The 18,461-nt window shown below is 41.1% G+C and carries 17 protein-coding genes; 6 read left to right on the top strand and 11 right to left on the bottom strand.

The annotated features are described in order from the left end of the window. Positions 1–284: 284 nt before the first annotated feature. Positions 285–551, bottom strand: coding sequence for an Lpp/OprI family alanine-zipper lipoprotein (locus L0B17_RS15630; RefSeq protein ID WP_235086074.1), 267 nt, complete (start codon positions 549–551; stop codon positions 285–287). A gap of 279 nt (positions 552–830) precedes the next feature. Next, positions 831–2,057, bottom strand: coding sequence for a multifunctional CCA addition/repair protein (locus L0B17_RS15625; RefSeq protein WP_235086072.1), 1,227 nt, complete (start codon positions 2,055–2,057; stop codon positions 831–833). A gap of 128 nt (positions 2,058–2,185) precedes the next feature. Here L0B17_RS15625 and L0B17_RS15620 point away from each other — a divergent pair, with 128 nt between their 5' ends. After that, complete coding sequence (locus L0B17_RS15620) at positions 2,186–3,892, top strand: ExeA family protein (protein WP_235086070.1); 1,707 nt, start codon at positions 2,186–2,188, stop codon at positions 3,890–3,892. 65 nt (positions 3,893–3,957) lie between these two features. After that, on the top strand, positions 3,958–4,974 hold the full coding sequence (locus L0B17_RS15615; protein ID WP_235086069.1) for a general secretion pathway protein GspB: 1,017 nt from the start codon (positions 3,958–3,960) through the stop codon (positions 4,972–4,974). Between the two features lie 95 nt (positions 4,975–5,069). Here L0B17_RS15615 and nhaD read toward each other — a convergent pair whose 3' ends face one another. The 5 genes from nhaD to L0B17_RS15590 all read right to left on the bottom strand — a co-directional run bounded on the left by nhaD (position 5,070) and on the right by L0B17_RS15590 (position 11,935). Continuing rightward, on the bottom strand, positions 5,070–6,317 hold the full coding sequence (gene nhaD / locus L0B17_RS15610; protein ID WP_235086067.1) for a sodium:proton antiporter NhaD: 1,248 nt from the start codon (positions 6,315–6,317) through the stop codon (positions 5,070–5,072). Positions 6,318–6,639: 322 nt separating this feature from the next. Beyond that, positions 6,640–7,926: a glutamate-1-semialdehyde 2,1-aminomutase gene (gene hemL, locus L0B17_RS15605; protein ID WP_235086065.1), complete on the bottom strand. Its 1,287-nt coding sequence runs from the start codon at positions 7,924–7,926 to the stop codon at positions 6,640–6,642. A gap of 27 nt (positions 7,927–7,953) precedes the next feature. Continuing rightward, complete coding sequence (locus L0B17_RS15600) at positions 7,954–8,973, bottom strand: aspartate carbamoyltransferase (protein WP_235086063.1); 1,020 nt, start codon at positions 8,971–8,973, stop codon at positions 7,954–7,956. A gap of 121 nt (positions 8,974–9,094) precedes the next feature. Further along, positions 9,095–10,201: a glucosaminidase domain-containing protein gene (locus L0B17_RS15595; RefSeq protein ID WP_235086062.1), complete on the bottom strand. Its 1,107-nt coding sequence runs from the start codon at positions 10,199–10,201 to the stop codon at positions 9,095–9,097. A gap of 9 nt (positions 10,202–10,210) precedes the next feature. After that, complete coding sequence (locus tag L0B17_RS15590; protein WP_235086060.1) at positions 10,211–11,935, bottom strand: chloride channel protein; 1,725 nt, start codon at positions 11,933–11,935, stop codon at positions 10,211–10,213. Positions 11,936–11,998: 63 nt separating this feature from the next. On the opposite strand from L0B17_RS15590, the gene L0B17_RS15585 reads away from it, so the two are divergent. Genes L0B17_RS15585 through erpA form a run of 3 tightly spaced genes read left to right on the top strand, consistent with a single transcriptional unit; the run spans position 11,999 to position 13,167 of the window. Beyond that, positions 11,999–12,721, top strand: a complete 723-nt coding sequence (locus L0B17_RS15585) for a DUF6776 family protein (protein WP_235086059.1) — start codon at positions 11,999–12,001, stop codon at positions 12,719–12,721. Beyond that, complete coding sequence (locus L0B17_RS18130; protein ID WP_268834000.1) at positions 12,693–12,824, top strand: hypothetical protein; 132 nt, start codon at positions 12,693–12,695, stop codon at positions 12,822–12,824. Before L0B17_RS15585 ends, L0B17_RS18130 begins: the two co-directional genes overlap by 29 nt. Further along, positions 12,817–13,167: an iron-sulfur cluster insertion protein ErpA gene (erpA, locus tag L0B17_RS15580; protein ID WP_160053015.1), complete on the top strand. Its 351-nt coding sequence runs from the start codon at positions 12,817–12,819 to the stop codon at positions 13,165–13,167. Before L0B17_RS18130 ends, erpA begins: the two co-directional genes overlap by 8 nt. 72 nt (positions 13,168–13,239) lie before the next feature. On the opposite strand, the gene L0B17_RS15575 is transcribed toward erpA, so the two are convergent. The 4 genes from L0B17_RS15575 to L0B17_RS15560 form a co-directional block, all read right to left on the bottom strand. After that, complete coding sequence (locus L0B17_RS15575; RefSeq protein ID WP_235086057.1) at positions 13,240–13,752, bottom strand: hypothetical protein; 513 nt, start codon at positions 13,750–13,752, stop codon at positions 13,240–13,242. A gap of 5 nt (positions 13,753–13,757) precedes the next feature. Then, entirely contained in the window at positions 13,758–14,144 is a 387-nt protein-coding gene (locus L0B17_RS15570) for a DUF2750 domain-containing protein (RefSeq protein ID WP_235086055.1), read from the bottom strand. A gap of 253 nt (positions 14,145–14,397) precedes the next feature. Beyond that, on the bottom strand, positions 14,398–15,510 hold the full coding sequence (locus L0B17_RS15565) for an anhydro-N-acetylmuramic acid kinase (RefSeq protein WP_235086054.1): 1,113 nt from the start codon (positions 15,508–15,510) through the stop codon (positions 14,398–14,400). 98 nt (positions 15,511–15,608) lie between these two features. Then, a complete protein-coding gene (locus L0B17_RS15560) occupies positions 15,609–17,078 on the bottom strand; it encodes a peptidoglycan DD-metalloendopeptidase family protein (protein WP_235086052.1) in 1,470 nt (489 codons plus the stop codon). A gap of 134 nt (positions 17,079–17,212) precedes the next feature. Here L0B17_RS15560 and tyrS point away from each other — a divergent pair, with 134 nt between their 5' ends. Then, entirely contained in the window at positions 17,213–18,409 is a 1,197-nt protein-coding gene (gene tyrS, locus L0B17_RS15555) for a tyrosine--tRNA ligase (RefSeq protein ID WP_235086050.1), read from the top strand. The last annotated feature ends 52 nt before the right edge of the window (positions 18,410–18,461 follow it).

The raw sequence follows: 18,461 nt of genomic DNA, 5'->3' as shown, positions 1-18,461 counted from the left end.
GGGCAATCGCTGATAAAGCCTGTTGTTTGTAACGAGACAATCCCAATGAATATGTAAGACTCTTATTATCCCAATCTTCTAACATCTAAGTTTTCTAGTATCTACGCTTTCTAACATCTACGCTTTCTAACATCTAAGTGGCTCGGTATCGAATTCACTTGTATAAAAGCGTAAACAGCAGAAACAATTAAGGCTTGAAGTAGATTCAAACTGTATAACAGTTGAACTAGATTCAAGCCCTAATAATCAACCTATGGATATAAGCTAATTCTGTATAGCAATTCTTACTTTTTGTAAGAAGAAGCCATGTTGTCTAAACGGTCATTAGCACGTTTAGCTTCTGCTTGAGCGTCCATAGAAGCAGCTTTAGCGCCTTTAACATCAGCAGATAATTTGCTTTGCTCAGACTTTAAAGAACCAACTTCTGCAGATAGTTGATCAACTTTGTTACCTAAGTTTGCAACGCTTTCTTCTAAAGCAGTAGTGTTAGCACAACCACCTAATAAAGCAGTCATAGCAACAGCAGCAATCATCAGTACTTTCTTGTTCATGGGTAAATCCTTTAAAATATAGGTTGTAGTTTTAGCGCAAAAGCCTATGCCTTTGCAGCGGCGTAATTATGTCACACATTTTTTTTTATGCTATAGGCAAAAAGCAAAATGTTTAACTAAAATAGCTAAATAAATGAAAATTGCAAGTATTTAGGTGCTTATTAGGTCTTTTCAATCGCAATGTTATTATAAAGAGTGGATTATCCTAAAAACGTTGGAATAAAAACAGCTTTATCCTCTTTTTATTATTGTTTTTTATAAACATTTTAGCGTGATTTATCAGGTTTGAGTTTGCTTAAACTCGCTGACTTGCTCAATCCGCTTAAGTTGTAACTGTTGTTTAATTCCCGCGCCTGTAAATCCTGCAGATATAATGTGCTGCACATCAATATTACTGGCCACTTTAAAACATGCGGTTAGGTAGTGTTGTTGAGGATAATCGGCATGTTCAAAACCGGTTCTGCCACGCATGTCTGCATGGCTGCATAATAAAAGTTGTTCCAATCTATGTGGCTTACGCCAAAAGTCGGCTTTATTGAATATGTTAATAATGGTTTCGGCGCGCAGCTCTGCTGCATTGTGAATATTTTGATGCTGATCGCTGACTAGCATAGCTAAATCGCAATACTCATTTGGCACACGCAACCGTTTACTGAGCCGTTTGATAATGGGTACGCCTTTTTGGCCATGACCATGATGTTTGGGTAAGGTTTCTTTTGGGCTAACTGCTTTACCTAAATCATGGGTTAATGCCGCAAAGCGAACCGCTTTGTCGGTTGACAGCAAACTGGCTTGTTCCAGTACCATTAAAGTGTGAATGCCAGTATCAATTTCTGGGTGCCATTTCTCTGGTTGTGGAATGCCAAACAAAATATCAATTTCAGGCATAATGACTTTTAGGGCGCCGCAGTCACGTAATGTTTTGAAAAAGATTTCTGGGTTATCACCGCTAAGGACTTTATCTATTTCTTGCCACACACGTTCAGGTGTTAAATGTGTTAGCTCGCCGGATTCTGAAATGTGTTGCATTAAGGCTTGGGTTTCTGGAGCGATAGTAAAACCTAGTTGATGAAAACGAGCAGCAAACCGGGCTACTCGCAATACTCTTAGCGGGTCTTCAATAAAAGCATCAGATACATGGCGTAGTACTTTTCGCTCAATATCACTGATACCGCCGTAGGGATCAAACAATTGGCCTGATTTATCTTCTGCAATTGCATTGATGGTTAAATCTCGACGAAGTAAGTCTTGTTCTAATGTGACATCGTTAGACACATAGCAACTAAAGCCTTGATAACCGCTACCCGTTTTGCGTTCTGTTCTGGCGAGGGCATATTCTTGTTGGGTTTTAGGATGCAAAAAAACCGGAAAATCTTTACCGACTTGCTGATAACCTTGTGCCAGCATTTCCTCAACATTACTACCAACCACCACAAAGTCTTTATCTTTGATGGCAAGGCCAAGTAATTTATCGCGCACAGCGCCACCGACTAAAAAGATCTTCATTTGACATCACATTTGGCTAATTGATGGGTTAAAGCTTACCAGAGTTAGATTTTTGCGGCTAACTTTTGACAAGCTACCTCGCAAGCATTAACTTGAGCCGTCAGTTTTAGTTAAGGGTGTTAAGTAGTATGTATAAAGCTTTTTATGGGTTAAACGATAATCCATTTTCCATTGCTCCTAATCCGCATTACATGTTCTTAAGTGATCGTCACCGAGAGGCTTTAGTTCACTTAACTTATGGCTTAGGCGAAACCGGTGGTTTTGTGTTGTTAACTGGTGAGGTTGGTACCGGTAAAACTACGGTATCAAGGTGTTTATTACAGCAAATTCCTGAAAATACCGATACGGCTTTTATTCTTAATCCTTCTCTAACTGAACAAGAGTTATTAGCGACTTTGTGTGACGAGCTGGGAATCACCTATGCTGATAATCCGAGTATTAAAAAGCTGACCGATTTATTAAGCCAGTATTTATTGAATAATCATAAAAATGGCCGCAATACGGTACTGATTATTGATGAAGCACAGCATTTACGTTCGGAAGTATTAGAGCAGCTGAGGTTACTGACTAACCTTGAAACCGATACCAAAAAATTATTGCAGGTGATTTTGATTGGTCAGCCTGAATTGCAGCAGTTACTGAAGCGCCAAGACCTACGTCAACTGGCGCAGCGGATCACCGCACGCTACCATCTTTTACCCTTAGACCCGTCTGAATTAGCCCTCTATATTCAACATCGTTTGCAAGTGGCGGGACGACATGAGCCCTTGTTTACCGCTAAATCGATTCGCAGATTACATCACTATAGCGGTGGCATTCCACGCTTAACTAACTTGTTGTGTGAACGAGCATTAATGGCGGGTTACGGCCAATCAAAAGTCCCGATCGATCATAAAATGATTGATCAAGCGGCTAAGGAAGTTTTAGGCGATATAGAAGAAAACAATAATAAGCTTTGGTATGGCGTTATTGCTGCTGCGGCATTAATGACTTTTGCAGGTTCTTTTTATCTCTTTAATCAAAGTCGCCAAGATGTGAATGCTGCCCTAGTGGTTACAACCTCAGCGGCTGAAACACCTGGCCTTCAACACCAGGTTCAGCAGTCGTTGGCTCAATTACCACCCTCAACGATACCGCAGGTACAAACACCACAGCCACAGATTGACCTTAACCAAGTAGCGGTTTCTGTTATGCCCGCAAATACTGGTTCGTTGAATGCGGATCAACGAGTGATGCAGCAAGCGATGATGCAAAGCCAGAATATTGATGTGGCCTTTGCGGCATTATTTGGTTTGTGGGATATGCAGCCTATCAGTGAGCTATCGCCATGCCAGGCTGCGCAGCAACAGGGATTAACGTGTTACCAGCAGCAAGGTAATTGGAATAGCATTATGCGCCTTAATTACCCCGCGGTCGTTTATTTGCAAGATGCAAAAATCACCCCTTTTTATGGTGTTATTGTTGAACGCCAATATGAGCAAATTTTACTGCAACTGGGTGAGCAACAGTTTTGGGTGGGTAAGGATTGGTTTGATCGCCACTTTAGTGGCACGTTTGAAATACTGTGGCAGTTTGATCAGGCGATGCCCAGAGAAATTGGCCAAAGCTCACCGCTAGCACAAGTGCAATGGCTAGAAAATAGCTTAGCGATGATCGAACAGCGACCTGCACGGTTAATCAACCAATTTGATAGCCAGCTTGAGCAGCACTTAATGTCGTTTCAGCGTTTACATGGGTTAAAAGCCGATGGTATAGCAGGCAATCAAACCTTAGTCCAAATTAACTTATATCTGAGTCAAACAGGACCAAGATTAACAGCGGCGGAGCGCCGATAATGTCGATACTATTGGATGCTGTAAGTAAACAGAAACACCAATCAACGAGCGTTCATGACGCTATAATGACCCCTCGTCCGGTTTTACCTTTGGTTAAACCAAAGCGACCAATGATAATGAAGTTAACACTGCTCGGCGTTGCCGTGTCTGCGGCAATTATGGGCGCATGGGCATTAGATACTTTGTTAGACGCATCACATAAGCAGCCTCAGCACGCTAGTGAGCATATTCAACCCGTTGCCATATTGCCTGTCACCGCTCAACAAAAATCCGCTGCGCAAGTTGTTATTCCACAAGCTGTCGAAGGAACACCCGCGACTAATACTCGTGAAGAATTTAGTTTAGCGGGCAAGGTGGCATTACCAAGGGCTAAGCCGCTATCGGCAGTAATTGCAATTAATGATTCACAACCTAGCTTGATGTATCAAGCGTCGACTAACTCATTTAATAATAGCGCCCAGCAAGCGACTAATATGGATGAAGGGCAGTTGTCGTTGACTCAATTACAACAACTTAGTCAGCAATATGATCAACAATTACAACAGGCTTATCAGCAATCTAATGTGATGCAAAACAATGATATTGCAGAGATAGAGCCGATTATTCTAGGGGCTAATGCTAATCAGCGCGGATTAAAAGAATTAGAAGCGCTGAAGTTACAAGTCAATATGGCTGCCAATGAAGTAGACTTTAAATCTGTTCGCCAACCGAAGAGTCATCTCGATGTTAATCGTGACAGTAATCTAGCAAATGCATTTGCAGCGGCCTTAAAAGATGTTGAGTATGAGCAATCAGCCAACAAAGATGTTACTGCAGCAAAATTAGATCCTATTCCCCAAGCTAAACCACAAGGCATTCCGAAATACGGTGATCTGCCTGCCAGCGTGCAACTTAGTGTGCCTGAGTTTAATATTGTTGCCCATGTGTATTCAAGCGACCCTAATAATCGTTGGTTAAATGTTGATGGCAAAGAGTTACAACAGGGCGATATGATCCAGGGAAAATTAACCATTATTGAAATTCGTCCAAGGGATATAATTTTAGAGATTAATGGTCAAGAGTTTAAAGTGCCCGCTATATAGACAGTAATGTCACCATAAACAAGGCGCATTAAGCGCCTTGTTTATGGTCATTGAACTGGATTAAAGCCAAGTTCAGTTAACTGTTTAGGGCATGATTAGCCATGTAGATGATTAGCTAAAAATAACGTCAGTGAATATCCGACGCAGTAGCAAAGTAGCAATGCAGGAACGTATTTCAAATAGCTGACAAAAGTCAGTTCTTGTACTTTACTCATCGCGATGATACCCGCCGCTGACCCTATCACTAATAACGATCCGCCTACGCCCACTGAATAGGTTAACCCTAGCCACTGTGCAGTTGTCAATATTGGGTCCGCTTTTAATAAAGCAGCCGTTAACGGTACGTTATCTAATACAGCTGAACCGACACCGGCAAAGAAGTTAGAGATACTTGGGTCATACATTGAGTAGACTTCAGTCAATAAATGTAATGTGCCGATTTCTTTAAGCATGCCAACCAGTAATAAAATACCGAGGAAGAATAGTAAAGTATCGAATTCGACTTGACGGATGTATTCTAAAATCTGTACTTCCTCATCTTTAGATTTACTGTTGCGGCCCACTAAAAACATCACAGATAAACCTGCTAAGAAGGTCAATACCGGCGGAATACCAAACAATACGTTTAACACCATAGTGAGTACGATAGTGGTTAAAAAGATTAACCCAATAACGATATCAGTTGTCTGGTAAGTCTGCGTGACTGGTGTTGTGCTAACCGAGCCTTCAGCTTTTAATGAGAATAATACTGCCAATAGCAATACACTGACAGAAGCAGGGATAAACAGTACTAGTAGCTCTGAAATATGGACTTTACCCGCGAGGAAGATCATCAAGGTAGTCACATCGCCAGTAATGAGTGCCACACCACCAGAGTTAACAGCAAATATAATTAACACCGCCATACGACGACGCATTTGGCTGTCTAAGTTAAAAGTGGTCAATAAGCCTAATGACACTAAGGTCGCGGTAACGTTGTCACAAAAGGTGGAAAGGATTAACGAGAAAAACCCCACCTGTAGCATCAACACTCGAACAGAAACCTGCTGCGGGAAGATTTTCTGCACTATCATTTGGATCATGCCTTTGGCATTAAGATAGGCAACAAAGGTCATTGTTGACATTAAAAAGAGCCATAAAGTGGCAATTTCTAATAAGTTTTCATTTAATTCTGCCGAGATAATTGCCGTTTTTTCAGGGGTCTGAGCGGCAATAAATAAGGTTATCCAAGAAATACAGCCTAAAAATAAGGTGGTTTTGGCTTTATTAATATGAGTAACTTCTTCAAGCACGATACTTAACAGCGCAAGCACTGCAAGTGATATAAGAAAAGTGTGTAGCATGACTGCAATTCCAACTTTGTGTTGTAGGTAATTAACCTCATTACCATGAATTTTTGCTAACCTAATTTAGCCTCTATTTTTAAGGTTAAATTAAGCTTCCCGTTTGGCGGGGCGATCACATCACACAACAGGGGATTTCGCAACTGAGATCACCGTTATTTTATTAATAATCGACCAAAGTCGAGAATAAAGAATCTTTATAGTGAAAAGAAAAACAGATTTGTTATCACAAATAAAAATAGGATAAACAACTGAGTTATTTATCCTATTTTTGATGTCAATTATGTTGCTAACTAAAATCAGCTTAAACGATGGTGTTGATTTACTTCATTGCTGCAAAAATACGATCGACAGCGGCTAGAGTGTATTCAATTTCAGCATCACCATGTGCCATAGATAAAAAGCCTGCTTCATAGGCACTTGGCGCTAAATAAATGCCTTCATCTAACATGGCATGATAGAAATGGCGGAAATGTTCCATGTTGCATTTTGTCACTTGAGCAAATGAGGTCATTGGCGCTTTGTCATCGGTGAAGAAGAAACCAAACATGCCACCTACATAAGTAATGCTTAATGGAACGCCATGTTTATCTGCAGCGGCTTTAAATCCTTCTGCAACGCGTTTCGTTTTCGCGGCTAACTCTTCATAAAGGCCAGGAGCATTTAACGCGTCCATTTGTGCAAGACCTGCGGTCATTGCAATTGGGTTACCCGACAAAGTACCTGCTTGATAAACAGGACCCGTAGGAGCGATAAACTGCATGATATCTTTACGGCCACCAAACGCGCCCACAGGCATACCGCCGCCAATCACTTTACCTAATGTCGTTAAGTCTGGTGTTACGCCGTAATAACCCTGTGCACCGCTCATAGATACACGGAAACCAGTCATGACTTCATCAATAATCAGTAATGCGCCGAATTCATCACAAATAGCGCGTAAGCCTTGTAAGAAACCTTCAACGGGTGGAATACAGTTCATGTTGCCGGCAACAGGCTCAAGAATGATACAGGCGATGCTTTCTGGGTGTTGTTCAAACAACTCACGTACCGAGTTAAGGTCGTTATAAGTTGCTGTTAACGTGTGCTTGGCAAAGTCTTCAGGAATACCAGGTGAGCTTGGCTGTCCTAGGGTTAATGCCCCTGAACCCGCTTTAACCAGTAAACAGTCTGCATGACCATGGTAACAGCCTTCAAACTTTAAAATATTGTCACGGTTAGTAAACCCACGTGCAAGACGAATCGCGCTCATGGTGGCTTCAGTGCCTGAACTCACCATGCGCACTTGTTCCATTGATGGCACCATAGAAATAACTTTTTCAGCCATTTTGACTTCAAGCTCTGTTGGTGCACCAAAAGATAAACCATTTTCAACCGCAGCTAATACCGCTTGACGAATTTTAGGGTGATTATGTCCTAAAATCATTGGGCCCCATGAGCCTACATAGTCGATATATTTTTTACCATCGGCATCATAAATATAAGCACCGTCGGCTTTTTCGATAAATAATGGTGAACCACCCACGCCGTTAAATGCACGAACTGGCGAGTTTACGCCGCCTGGAATGGTTTTTTTAGCCTGTTCAAATAATGCTTCGGAACGGGTCATGTGTAATCCTTAATTTAATGCCGCTGATTAACGATCAGCTTTACGTGAATACCAGTTTACTGGGCACTCATATTTTTCGAGTTGGTTTTCAACACCTAAGGTCAATGCAAACAGTGCCATACGGATCAATAAGCCATTATCAGCTTGACGGAAAATTGCCAAGCTTGGATGACTATTTAAATCATTGTCGAGTTCATTTGCCTGTTCACGAGAGTCCCGTGGCAAAGGATGCATGATCACTGTGTTGGACTTGCAGTGTTGGGTGTAAATATTGTGGTTTAAACGGAATTTACCCTGGTACTTATTCGCCTCTTCCTGTGACGGAAAGCGCTCTTCTTGAATTCGGGTTAGATACAGAATATCTGCTTGATGTAAATTTCCTTCAAGTTGTTCGGTTATTTTGATCTTATGGCCAGCATTTTCAATGTCAGCGATCACATAATCAGGCATTGCTAATTCAGTGGGTGATATTAATGTGAATTGGATATCTTTATACATGCACAATAAACGTGACAGTGAATGCACAGTACGGCCATATTTTAAATCACCGACCATCGCAATATGCATACCATCAATCCCCATACCTGAATGGCTGAGCTCTTTTTTGATGGTAAATAAATCCAGTAATGCCTGAGTTGGATGCTCATTTGGGCCGTCACCGCCATTAATAACAGGCACTCGGCTACCTTCGGCAAATTCTTTTACTGAGTAAGCATCGGGGTGGCGCATGGCGATGACATCAGAATAGGTTGATAACACGCGAGCTGTGTCATATAAGGATTCGCCCTTAGATAACGATGAAGACGCCATTCCTGTTGTTTCTCGTACATGTCCACCTAATAAATTAAAGGCACAACCAAAACTGACACGGGTACGTGTGCTAGGTTCAAAAAATAAGTTACCGAGAATCGCACCTTCCAATACTTTTGTGCGTTTTTCGCGCAAAGCATAGGGGGTCATTTTGTTAGCGACATCAAAAATAGTGGTAATTGAATCCAGATTTAACTGGTTTACGGAGAGGATATGCGAACCTTCGAACTGAGTCATCAGCCTGATTTCCAATATTTAGGGGGTAAATTACTGACTTTTAGAAGCAGTTAATCTACCCAAGTTGTGTAGGGGGGCTGAGGCGAAATTGTAGCAGACTATTTTGTACAGATAAACTAGCTTACAGATTACCTGTTATCAAATGAATGGGATTATCATCAGATAAATAGGCTTCATCGACTTGTTCTAATTGGTTGTAACGAATCATGCTGCGCAGGCTATCAATATAAGCTTGGCCACGTTCAGAATACTTATCTAATGTACCAGCAAGTTCAAGACCAGTAATAGGCTCATTGTTAAGCCTGAGATTTGCGCGTAAATTACGCAGTTTTTGATAGGCATCATGGGTGTTGATATTGATTAAGTAACCAATAACAGACTCAAGTGGTGAGTCAAAACGTGCGATACCGTAATGACCTAATTCAGTGCGTTGCTGCTTAGGCATCATACCGTTACCACTAAAGTCCCATTGGCCAAAGAATGCGTTACCTTCAACGGTAAAGCGTGATGTTGCCCAACCGCTTTCTTCCGCAGCTTGTGCTAACACTAATGAGGGCGGCACAATATCAACTCTATTTAGCAGTGTCGTTTTTTGTTCATCAGTTAATGTTGTCGTGTTTTTTAATTCGGTTGAATCGATAACTTTATATTTTTGTGCTAACTGCAATACTTTATCGTTGTCGTTAGCGCTTATTTCAATATATCGCCGCTCTAACAGCATTTTTTCATTACTGAGTAAAATAAGAGGCGCCATTAAGCGGAAGAAAATCATCTTCTTTTCATCAACTGGAATGTTATGGGCATTTTTCTGCCATTGTTCAGTGACGGTTTCAAAAGTCAGACGAGGAACTTCGCGATTACCTTGCTGCCAACTATGTGAGTTGTAGTGAATGGAATCAAATAAATGTTTGATACTGTCTAGAGAATGCACCAGCACTTTTTTAGGTTTTATTATGGGGCGATTATCTGAGATTAAGGCAAAACTATTCTGCAATTGGTCTGGTAAGTTATCTGCAAACTCAGTTAAAGGTGCAACCTGAATGTCTAAGGAGGTTTGATCATTGTCATTAGCTTTAATTTCTGTAGCCACTGATGCAATGTACAGTTCAGTGTTCAGCTTATTGTTTTTTGAGCTGGTATCTGGTGTCGATATTATCGTGGCATATGCCGTTATAAACACGCTCAATAAGCACACTAATGCTAATACTTTGTTATTTATTATCTTCATGTATTTTCTCTATTCTTGTCCGGAGCGTATTTCTTGCAGTAAGTTTGCCCAACTGATTACACCAATGACATTATTAGGATTATTACGGTAAATATACACTTCTCCAGTGCGTTTAGCTGCTAACACTTCATGAGCTTCATTGAGTGTAGCTGAGTCAGGTAATCCAACCATTGGATGGCGAGACAAGGTGGTTTCGTCCTCAAATGATTGGATCTCTAAACGCAGCATTTCAATTTGCCCCTCTGCGTTACGAACGAGAACAGGCCGACCCTCAGCACGTTTCAATACTTCCAGTAATAATTCGTCATCGTCATTGACCACCACGAAACGCCGATTCATCAATACTCGCACACCTTTTTTCTGTAACCCTTGGTTCATCGGCGCGACTTTATAATCTAAGCCCATTATTTCAAGTTGTTTGATAAAAATAGAACTTGTATTAAAGCCCTGATAAGCAACTAAAAATGCAGGGATTGTGACAAACATAGCGGGTAAAATTATGGAGGCATCATTGGTTAATTCAAGTAATGCGACTAAGGCCGCAAGTGGGGCACTTAAACACACCCCCATCATTGCCGTCATGCCTATCACGGTATAAAGACCTACATAGGGCGCAATAGATGGAAATAACGCGCTGCTAACTAAGGCTAAAATAGCGCCAACTAAAGCGCCTATGCCGTATAAGGGACCAATTAACCCTCCAGGCACACCTAAGCCTATAGCGGCAATTGTTGCCAGCATTTTACCTAATAATAAAGCGATTAAAAACCATAAGTTAGGTGACTCGCTAATGGCTTCGTGTATGGCTAAGTCACCTGAGCCGAGTGCTTGAGGCAATAATATGCCAATTAGGGTAGTTATCGCTCCTGCAAGGAGTAACCGATATATTAATGGCCAATGCTGGCCCGTGGCGGTGACTTTTAGCAAAGAGTGATTAAATAGTGCGGCGGTGCAGCCTAGACCTAGACCGCCGAGTAATAAAATAGGGTAATGATCTAGTGGAATGCGGATGACGTTAATGAGGTCATATTCGTGCACATTACCAAATACAAGTTGACTTGATACTGCGCCACAAATGGCTGACAACATAATTGGGAAAAAGTAATGTATTTTATATTCTCTGACAATGACTTCAAACACAAAAAGCACTGCAGCTAAGGGGGCGTTAAAGGTTGCGGCTATTCCAGCAGCAATACCACTAGCGCACATGATACGCACACTGTTGTCGGGTAATTTAAATTTCTCCGCCATCACACTGGCACTCACAGCACCTAAATGAATCGCCGGACCTTCACGTCCTACAGAGAAATTAGTCACTAGCGCAATTAATGCTTGAAAAAATTGCCCTGCTGCAGATTGAAGTGGCACTTTTCCGTAATGCATTTTGAATCGATGTAATACATAAGCTATGCCCATACGTCGATAGCGCTTAGATCCCAATAGCGATAATAGCCAAATTAATAGCGCCCCAATTAAAGGCAGGTAGGTCCGCCAGTCTATAAGGATATTATTTAAGTTGGTGGCATCGGTATGGCTGTAAATATCTGCCCAAACTAGCAGTAAACGGAATAGAATAATCACACTGGATGCTATAATCGCAAACAGTAATGCTAGCGCACACAATTGAACACTGATCTTCGCCTGTGATACTTTATCGCGAAATTCATTGTTTAGATATTTGCGTGCCGCCCTCTTGGCGTGAATAATGGCAGCTTTGTTGAGTTTAAGTTGCACTGTTATGCTCTTGCTTCCCTGTGTTAACTTGGACATTGTATTTTATTAAGGGCTTGTTACCTAATGCTAAATTACCATCGTTTACTGGATAAGTTAAAAGTAATTGAGCGTAAAAAACGCACATCTAGTACTTATCTCATCACATTAGTGCTAATAGCATTTATCACTGGTGCCTTATGTCATCAAATCTGGCTGTCATTTGCTCCAGAAGCCGCACCTAATAGTGAAAGTGGCAAACGTAAACTAATACTTGAGCTTGATCTACAAGCTAAAACCCTTGCCAGTCGTAACCTTGCACTTACTATAGAGCAAGAAGCCAATAAAAACTTGCAGCAAATGTTCAGCGATCAATTAATTCATCAAAAAAGTCTTGAAAAAGAGTTATCGTTTTATCGTAGTTTAATGGTTCCTGACGCAGAAGTTGAAGGGGTGATGATCCACGGAGTAGAGCTTAATCGCGGCATGTTACCAGGGCAGCAGCAACTTAGAGTGATTCTAACCCAACAACAAAAACGTCAAGCTAAATTAACGGTGACAGTAGATGCTGATTTTATAGGAATACAAAACGATCAAGTATCTGAGTTAAACTTAACCAAACTGACCGATAAGAAATATAATATCGACTTTAAATATTTCCATATAATGGATGTCGATGTTACCTTGCCGGATGGTTTTACCTTGCAACGCATTAACGTAAAAGTGAAGGTGAAACCTGCCCGTGGCATTAAAGGCGGTGAGGTTGAACAGGTGTATAATATTGAAGATATCATTGCTACAGGCACGTAAGTCACAGGCTGTAAAAAAAGAAGCGCGGGTAATACTTGAACAAAACAGTCAGGTATTAGATAATTCGCAGCAGAAAATTGAAGTAAGAGGTAATAATGACTGAACAAACTGATGCAGCAATGCCGATACAATTTACCGATGCTGCGGCGACCAAGGTAAAAGGGCTGTTAGAAGAAGAGCAGAACCCTGAATTAAAACTGCGAGTTTATGTTACCGGCGGTGGTTGTTCAGGTTTTCAGTATGGGTTTACTTTTGATGAAAAAGTGAACGAAGGTGACTTCACTATTGAAAAGCAAGGCGTACAGTTAGTGGTTGACCCAATGAGCTTACAGTATCTTATGGGTGGCGAAGTTGATTACACATCTGGCCTAGAAGGTTCACGCTTCTTTGTTAAGAATCCCAATGCCACGACTACTTGTGGTTGTGGAGCAAGTTTCTCGGTATAAGTCAGTGTTATTGATTAATATTGTTCAAGAAAACTAAAAGCCGTCATTAGACGGCTTTTTTGTTGTTGCTAATTAGCTCATGATATTCATATTTTGTCGCGGTTTAAACCACGCCTTAACTTTACCATTGAAGCTTATCCAAACTTGTATTATACCTATAATAATCAATGCACTAAAAATAACCCAGTCAGATACCACAGCTTGAAATAAACCAAAATCCATTGTGGTAGGCCCGGCAACTAAATTGTCTGGATCATACATAAGTACCGGTAAAAAGCTGTAAAATGCTAATTGCAAAACGCTGTAACCTCTGAGCATATACAGGGCTGCTTTTTGACGGCCAAATACCGCCACAACCATTAGTAACGTTAATAGGCATAGCATAGTACTTAACTCTGAAACAGAATTAGCAGCCATTAAACCACTGATAGATGCCACTGTGTAAATTAACATCAATGCCGTCAAACGTTTAGGCAGTATTGGCTTTACCACAGCAGGCTTAATTTTTTCAGTATCGATACTCGGTGATATATTTTCAGCGATATTGGTTATGGCTTTAGCTTTAGCATCCATGGGATTATTCATTAGTATTAGTGCTTTGTAGTGTCTTTAGAGGTTAAGCGTTGATCGACTTCAAAAGGTGGCACAACGACACCTAAATCTTCTTGAACTGGGAATACGGCAATAAATAAATCATCATCTTCCATGCCGCTCACCCAACGCTCTTGAAATTCATCAAGGGGAATGGCTAATGGCTCGCAGTCTTTCCAGTCATCAACGGCCCACAGTGCAGCCGTTTCTTCTGATGGCCACATTGGAATACAATCTTCATCTTCAGTGGTTAGCATGACGCAGCCATCACTGTCTTGCAAAGACCAAATCATTTTGTGGCTTTTGACTTGTTCAATCATGTAATCATAACGGCCTTCAGGCGTTAGTTGTAGTAATTCGGCAACACTTTTTTGTTTAATACTCATGCGATTCTCATATGGCAGCAATCAGCAATACAGGTATCCATATGCCGATTAAAAACTAAATATTGGCGCATGATACCACTGACAGGATTATTTGAAAAAGAAAAGTCCACAGTAAGCGGACTTTTATGTATTGGGCGATGAACACAAAATGATTAATCCAATGGACTTAAATCGGGTCTGTTAAAATGGATACAGATCCAAATAATTAAACTTAAATTAAGCCTGTTAGGGCATCAAATAGCATCATGGCAGATTACTTTGCCGAATATCGTCCACCTAATACCGCTTCTCTGCTTGCACCTGTGACAGCGGGCAAGTTAGCCGGTAATTGGCGATGGTGACGCATGGCAAGCCAGGCAAAAGCAAATCCCTCAACCCATTTAGGGTCAATACCTATGTCCGTTGTTGTGGCCACTTTGTAGCCAGGTACTAACAAAGCGAGTCGACGCATTAGTGCCTTGTTCAGTGCACCGCCACCACAAACATATAGCTCGCCTGTAGCACTTAGCTTGTTAACGTCATTCGCTATGCTATGGCAAGTTAAGTCAAGTAATGTGGATTGAATGTCTTCTTGATCTAAGTGACTAAATTCTGATAATTGTTGTTCAAGCCACGCCTGGTTGAAGAGTTCTCGTCCAGTACTTTTAGGGTAAGCTAACGAAAAATAAGAATGCGATAAAAGCTGTTTTAATAGGTCAGGGTTTGAGTTACCTGAATCGGCCCATTCGCCATTTTTGTCAAAAGGGAGCTCTTGGGCTTGCTGGATAAAAGCATCAATTAGATTATTACCAGGGCCAGTGTCAAAACCTATCACTTTATTTGAATCACCTGGAAGATAGGTGATATTTGCAATACCGCCAATATTTAAAATGACCCGTTGGGTATCAGGTTTAGCAAAAATTTGTTGATGAAAAGCCGGTACCAATGGCGCGCCTTGGCCACCTAATGCGATATCTTTACGGCGAAAGTCTGCAATAACATCAATGCCCGTCTCTACCGCGATAGTATTGGGGTCGCCAATTTGTAAGGTAAAACCCATTTCTAAATTAGGCATGTGTCTGACCGTTTGACCATGCGATCCAATAGCGATAACCTGACTTGGACTCACACTCGCGTGGGTTAGTAGCTGATTAACGGCTTTTGCAAATAACAAACCCACGCTGCGATCTAGTCTACCTAAACGGTTAATTTCATCGGTTGAAGGTTGGCAAAGGCGTTGTAGCCCCCTAAGTAAATGCCCTGGAATCTCTTCAGTATGTGCGCTAACCAGTTGCGGGTAACCGTGGCTAAAATCAACTAATACTGCATCCACACCATCCATGCTCGTGCCGGACATAAGACCAATATAATATTCTGGCTCAGACATGAAAGACTTCCTTAATTTGAATGAGAGTGATGGTTAACTAATATAAGCAAGATATCCAAGCTTATATTAGTTAATAAATTAGATAGATATTAGGAAAGTTAGTTACTCGCAATCATTTGCGCTTGGTTTGATTTTAGCTGAGCCATTAGTAGCTTACTCACATTTTCAAACTTGCCTCTTTCGCTGCGCTCAATGGGTTCAGACTTAGGTAAATTAATCGTTCTAGGATTTCTGTGTACACCATTGACAATAAACTCATAGTGTAAATGCGCGCCAGTTACGCGGCCTGTGCGCCCTAAAGTACCAATAATTTGGCTTTGTTTTACTATATCGCCACGTTTAACTTTACGGGCATTTAAATGCAGATACTTAGTGGTATAGGTATCATTGTGTTTAATGAACACATAGTTACCATTAAATTGATTATAACCCGCCTCAACCACTTTACCTCGCCCAGCAGCTTTAATTGGCGTACCAACAGCCGCAACATAATCTACCCCACGGTGAGCTTTTATTTGACCCGTTACAGGATGCAGTCGTCTTGGGTTAAAGTTAGAGCTAACGTATTTAAAATCTACCGGTGAGCGTAAAAATGGTTTACGCATGCTGTTGCCTGTTTCTGAATAATACTGGCCGTCTTTGTAGCGAATGGCGGTATAGCGCTCACCTTGGTTAACAAATTCTACCGCGAGTATATTACCAGTACGAATAAACTGACCATCGGCATATTCTTGTTCAAAAATCAGTGAAAAATGATCGTTTTTACGAATATCTAACGCAAAATCTATGTCCCAGCCTAAGATGTTAGCAAGTTGCATGATGTGATTAGCCGACAAACCTGCATCAGCCGCCGCAGTCCAGAAATTGCTTTTAATTTTGGCGGTAATAAAAGATTGGCGTGTTTCTAACTGTTTTTTATTTACGACTTCTTGATATTTATCGTTTGCTTTAGAGATAACCAAAGTCGATATTTTATCCATGCGGTAACTTAGTTCGGCTAATTCGCCTTGGGCATTCTTGCTGATAGCAATTTCTTCACCAGGAATAATTTTAAGTAAATTCTTTTTCGCGATAGGTAAACTGGTGATGTCGTATACATCTTTAGCCGTTAGCCCTGCACGGTTAAATAACCCCCCTAATGTGTCGCCTTTTGCCACTTCATAATATTCAGCATGCAGAGCATTAGGATCAACCGCTTCACTGGCTTGTTGAATCGCCTGTTTTTGAGCTTGTAACTCGCTAGCGATATTATTAATCACTTGGTCTGTTTCTGATTCAGGCGACAAGGTATTTAAATGCGCAGCAAAAATTTCATCATCTGCAGTGGGGGCCGATGATGGGGTATTTTTTTTAGCTACTTTTGGGGCGCTAGGGCTTCTAAAGGCTAATGGTACCGACTGATTTGAGTCGGTTGTTAGCGATGATAACCCATCTGTTGATGTCCGCTTAGAAGCTTGGGCATCTTCTGATGGAAATACCAAAATTAAAGAAGTAAATATAGCTAATGTAGCTAAGGCTATTTGATGTGCTTTAGGCAGCAACTTAAATATTGTAATCAGCTTTGCCATTGACTCAGTTACCAATTTCCCACTCTTGTTGTTATCCGGTAAGTGTACACTCTTTCATTTGCTGTGGCTAACAAGTAACATAGTCCTCTTTATTTTTATTTGTTAATGATTACGCTCTAGGAGTTGCAGTAGAGATGGCTGAATTAGATCAAGTGTTGGCAGAGATCAAACGTGGTACGGATGAAATTTTACTTGAGGCTGATCTCATTGAAAAACTTAAAGAAGGACGACCTCTTAGGATTAAGTTAGGCGCAGATCCTACCGCGCCAGATATCCATCTAGGGCATACTGTCATTTTAAATAAAATGCGTACCTTCCAAGAGCTTGGTCATGAAGTCATTTTCTTGATCGGTGACTTTACTGGCATGGTTGGCGACCCTAGCGGCAAAAATAGCACTCGTCCGCCACTAACACGTGAGCAAGTACTTGCTAATGCTGAAACCTATAAAGAGCAAGTTTATAAGATTTTGGATCCCGCTAAAACACGTATTGAGTTTAATTCTAGCTGGTTAGAGCCATTAGGTGCCGCAGGTATGATCCGTTTAGCTTCACAGCAAACGGTTGCGCGTATGATGGAGCGTGATGACTTTAAAAAACGTTATGCTTCTGGGCAATCTATTGCGATCCATGAATTTATGTACCCACTACTGCAAGGTTACGATTCGGTAGCGTTACAAGCCGATGTCGAATTAGGTGGTACTGACCAAAAGTTTAATCTACTGATGGGACGTGAATTACAAAAAGCAGAAGGTCAAAAACCACAAACTGTGATTATGATGCCGCTGCTTGAAGGTTTGGACGGTGTGAAAAAAATGTCTAAATCAGCTCACAACTATATTGGTGTGAGTGAGCCTGCAAATGAAATGTTTGGCAAAATTATGTCCATATCAGATGACTTGATGTGGCGTTATTTTGAGTTACTGTCTTTCCGTCCGCTAGAAGAGATTGCTGGTTTTAAGTTGGATATGGAAAATGGCACTAATCCGCGTGATATTAAAATTACCTTAGCCAAAGAAATTATTGCCCGTTTCCATAATGAAGCAGCAGCTGAAGCTGCCCACCAGGAATTTATCAATCGTTTCCAAAAAGGCGCGATTCCGGAAGACATTGAAACGGTAACACTTGCTGCTGGTGAAGGGTTAGCGATTGCTAACTTACTTAAAGATGCCGGTTTAGTTGGGTCTACTTCTGACGGTATGCGCATGATAAAGCAAGGTGCTGTGAAGTTTGATGGTGAAAAAGTAGAAGATAGTCGTCAAGTGTTTAACGCAGGTTTTGAAGCTGTAGTGCAGGTTGGCAAACGCAAGTTTGCCAAAGTCGTGCTGAATTAAGTCAGATTCTGTGTTCAATAAAAAAGGCTCTTATGAGCCTTTTTTATTATCT

It is taken from the genome of Shewanella sp. OMA3-2 (assembly GCF_021513195.1).
Lineage (GTDB): Bacteria > Pseudomonadota > Gammaproteobacteria > Enterobacterales > Shewanellaceae > Shewanella.
Note: the sequence above shows the minus strand (reverse complement) of the source record. Positions and strands in the feature narration are given on the sequence as shown.

Bases quoted from the DNA above. Each gene is read 5' to 3' on its own strand.
- L0B17_RS15630 (WP_235086074.1), bottom strand. From the start codon at position 551: ATGAACAAGAAAGTACTGATGATTGCTGCTGTTGCTATGACTGCTTTA.
- L0B17_RS15625 (WP_235086072.1), bottom strand. From the start codon at position 2,057: ATGAAGATCTTTTTAGTCGGTGGCGCTGTGCGCGATAAATTACTTGGC.
- L0B17_RS15620 (WP_235086070.1), top strand. From the start codon at position 2,186: ATGTATAAAGCTTTTTATGGGTTAAACGATAATCCATTTTCCATTGCT.
- L0B17_RS15615 (WP_235086069.1), top strand. From the start codon at position 3,958: ATGACCCCTCGTCCGGTTTTACCTTTGGTTAAACCAAAGCGACCAATG.
- nhaD (WP_235086067.1), bottom strand. From the start codon at position 6,317: ATGCTACACACTTTTCTTATATCACTTGCAGTGCTTGCGCTGTTAAGT.
- hemL (WP_235086065.1), bottom strand. From the start codon at position 7,926: ATGACCCGTTCCGAAGCATTATTTGAACAGGCTAAAAAAACCATTCCA.
- L0B17_RS15600 (WP_235086063.1), bottom strand. From the start codon at position 8,973: ATGACTCAGTTCGAAGGTTCGCATATCCTCTCCGTAAACCAGTTAAAT.
- L0B17_RS15595 (WP_235086062.1), bottom strand. From the start codon at position 10,201: ATGAAGATAATAAATAACAAAGTATTAGCATTAGTGTGCTTATTGAGC.
- L0B17_RS15585 (WP_235086059.1), top strand. From the start codon at position 11,999: ATGCTAAATTACCATCGTTTACTGGATAAGTTAAAAGTAATTGAGCGT.
- erpA (WP_160053015.1), top strand. From the start codon at position 12,817: ATGACTGAACAAACTGATGCAGCAATGCCGATACAATTTACCGATGCT.
- L0B17_RS15575 (WP_235086057.1), bottom strand. From the start codon at position 13,752: ATGAATAATCCCATGGATGCTAAAGCTAAAGCCATAACCAATATCGCT.
- L0B17_RS15570 (WP_235086055.1), bottom strand. From the start codon at position 14,144: ATGAGTATTAAACAAAAAAGTGTTGCCGAATTACTACAACTAACGCCT.
- L0B17_RS15565 (WP_235086054.1), bottom strand. From the start codon at position 15,510: ATGTCTGAGCCAGAATATTATATTGGTCTTATGTCCGGCACGAGCATG.
- L0B17_RS15560 (WP_235086052.1), bottom strand. From the start codon at position 17,078: ATGGCAAAGCTGATTACAATATTTAAGTTGCTGCCTAAAGCACATCAA.
- tyrS (WP_235086050.1), top strand. From the start codon at position 17,213: ATGGCTGAATTAGATCAAGTGTTGGCAGAGATCAAACGTGGTACGGAT.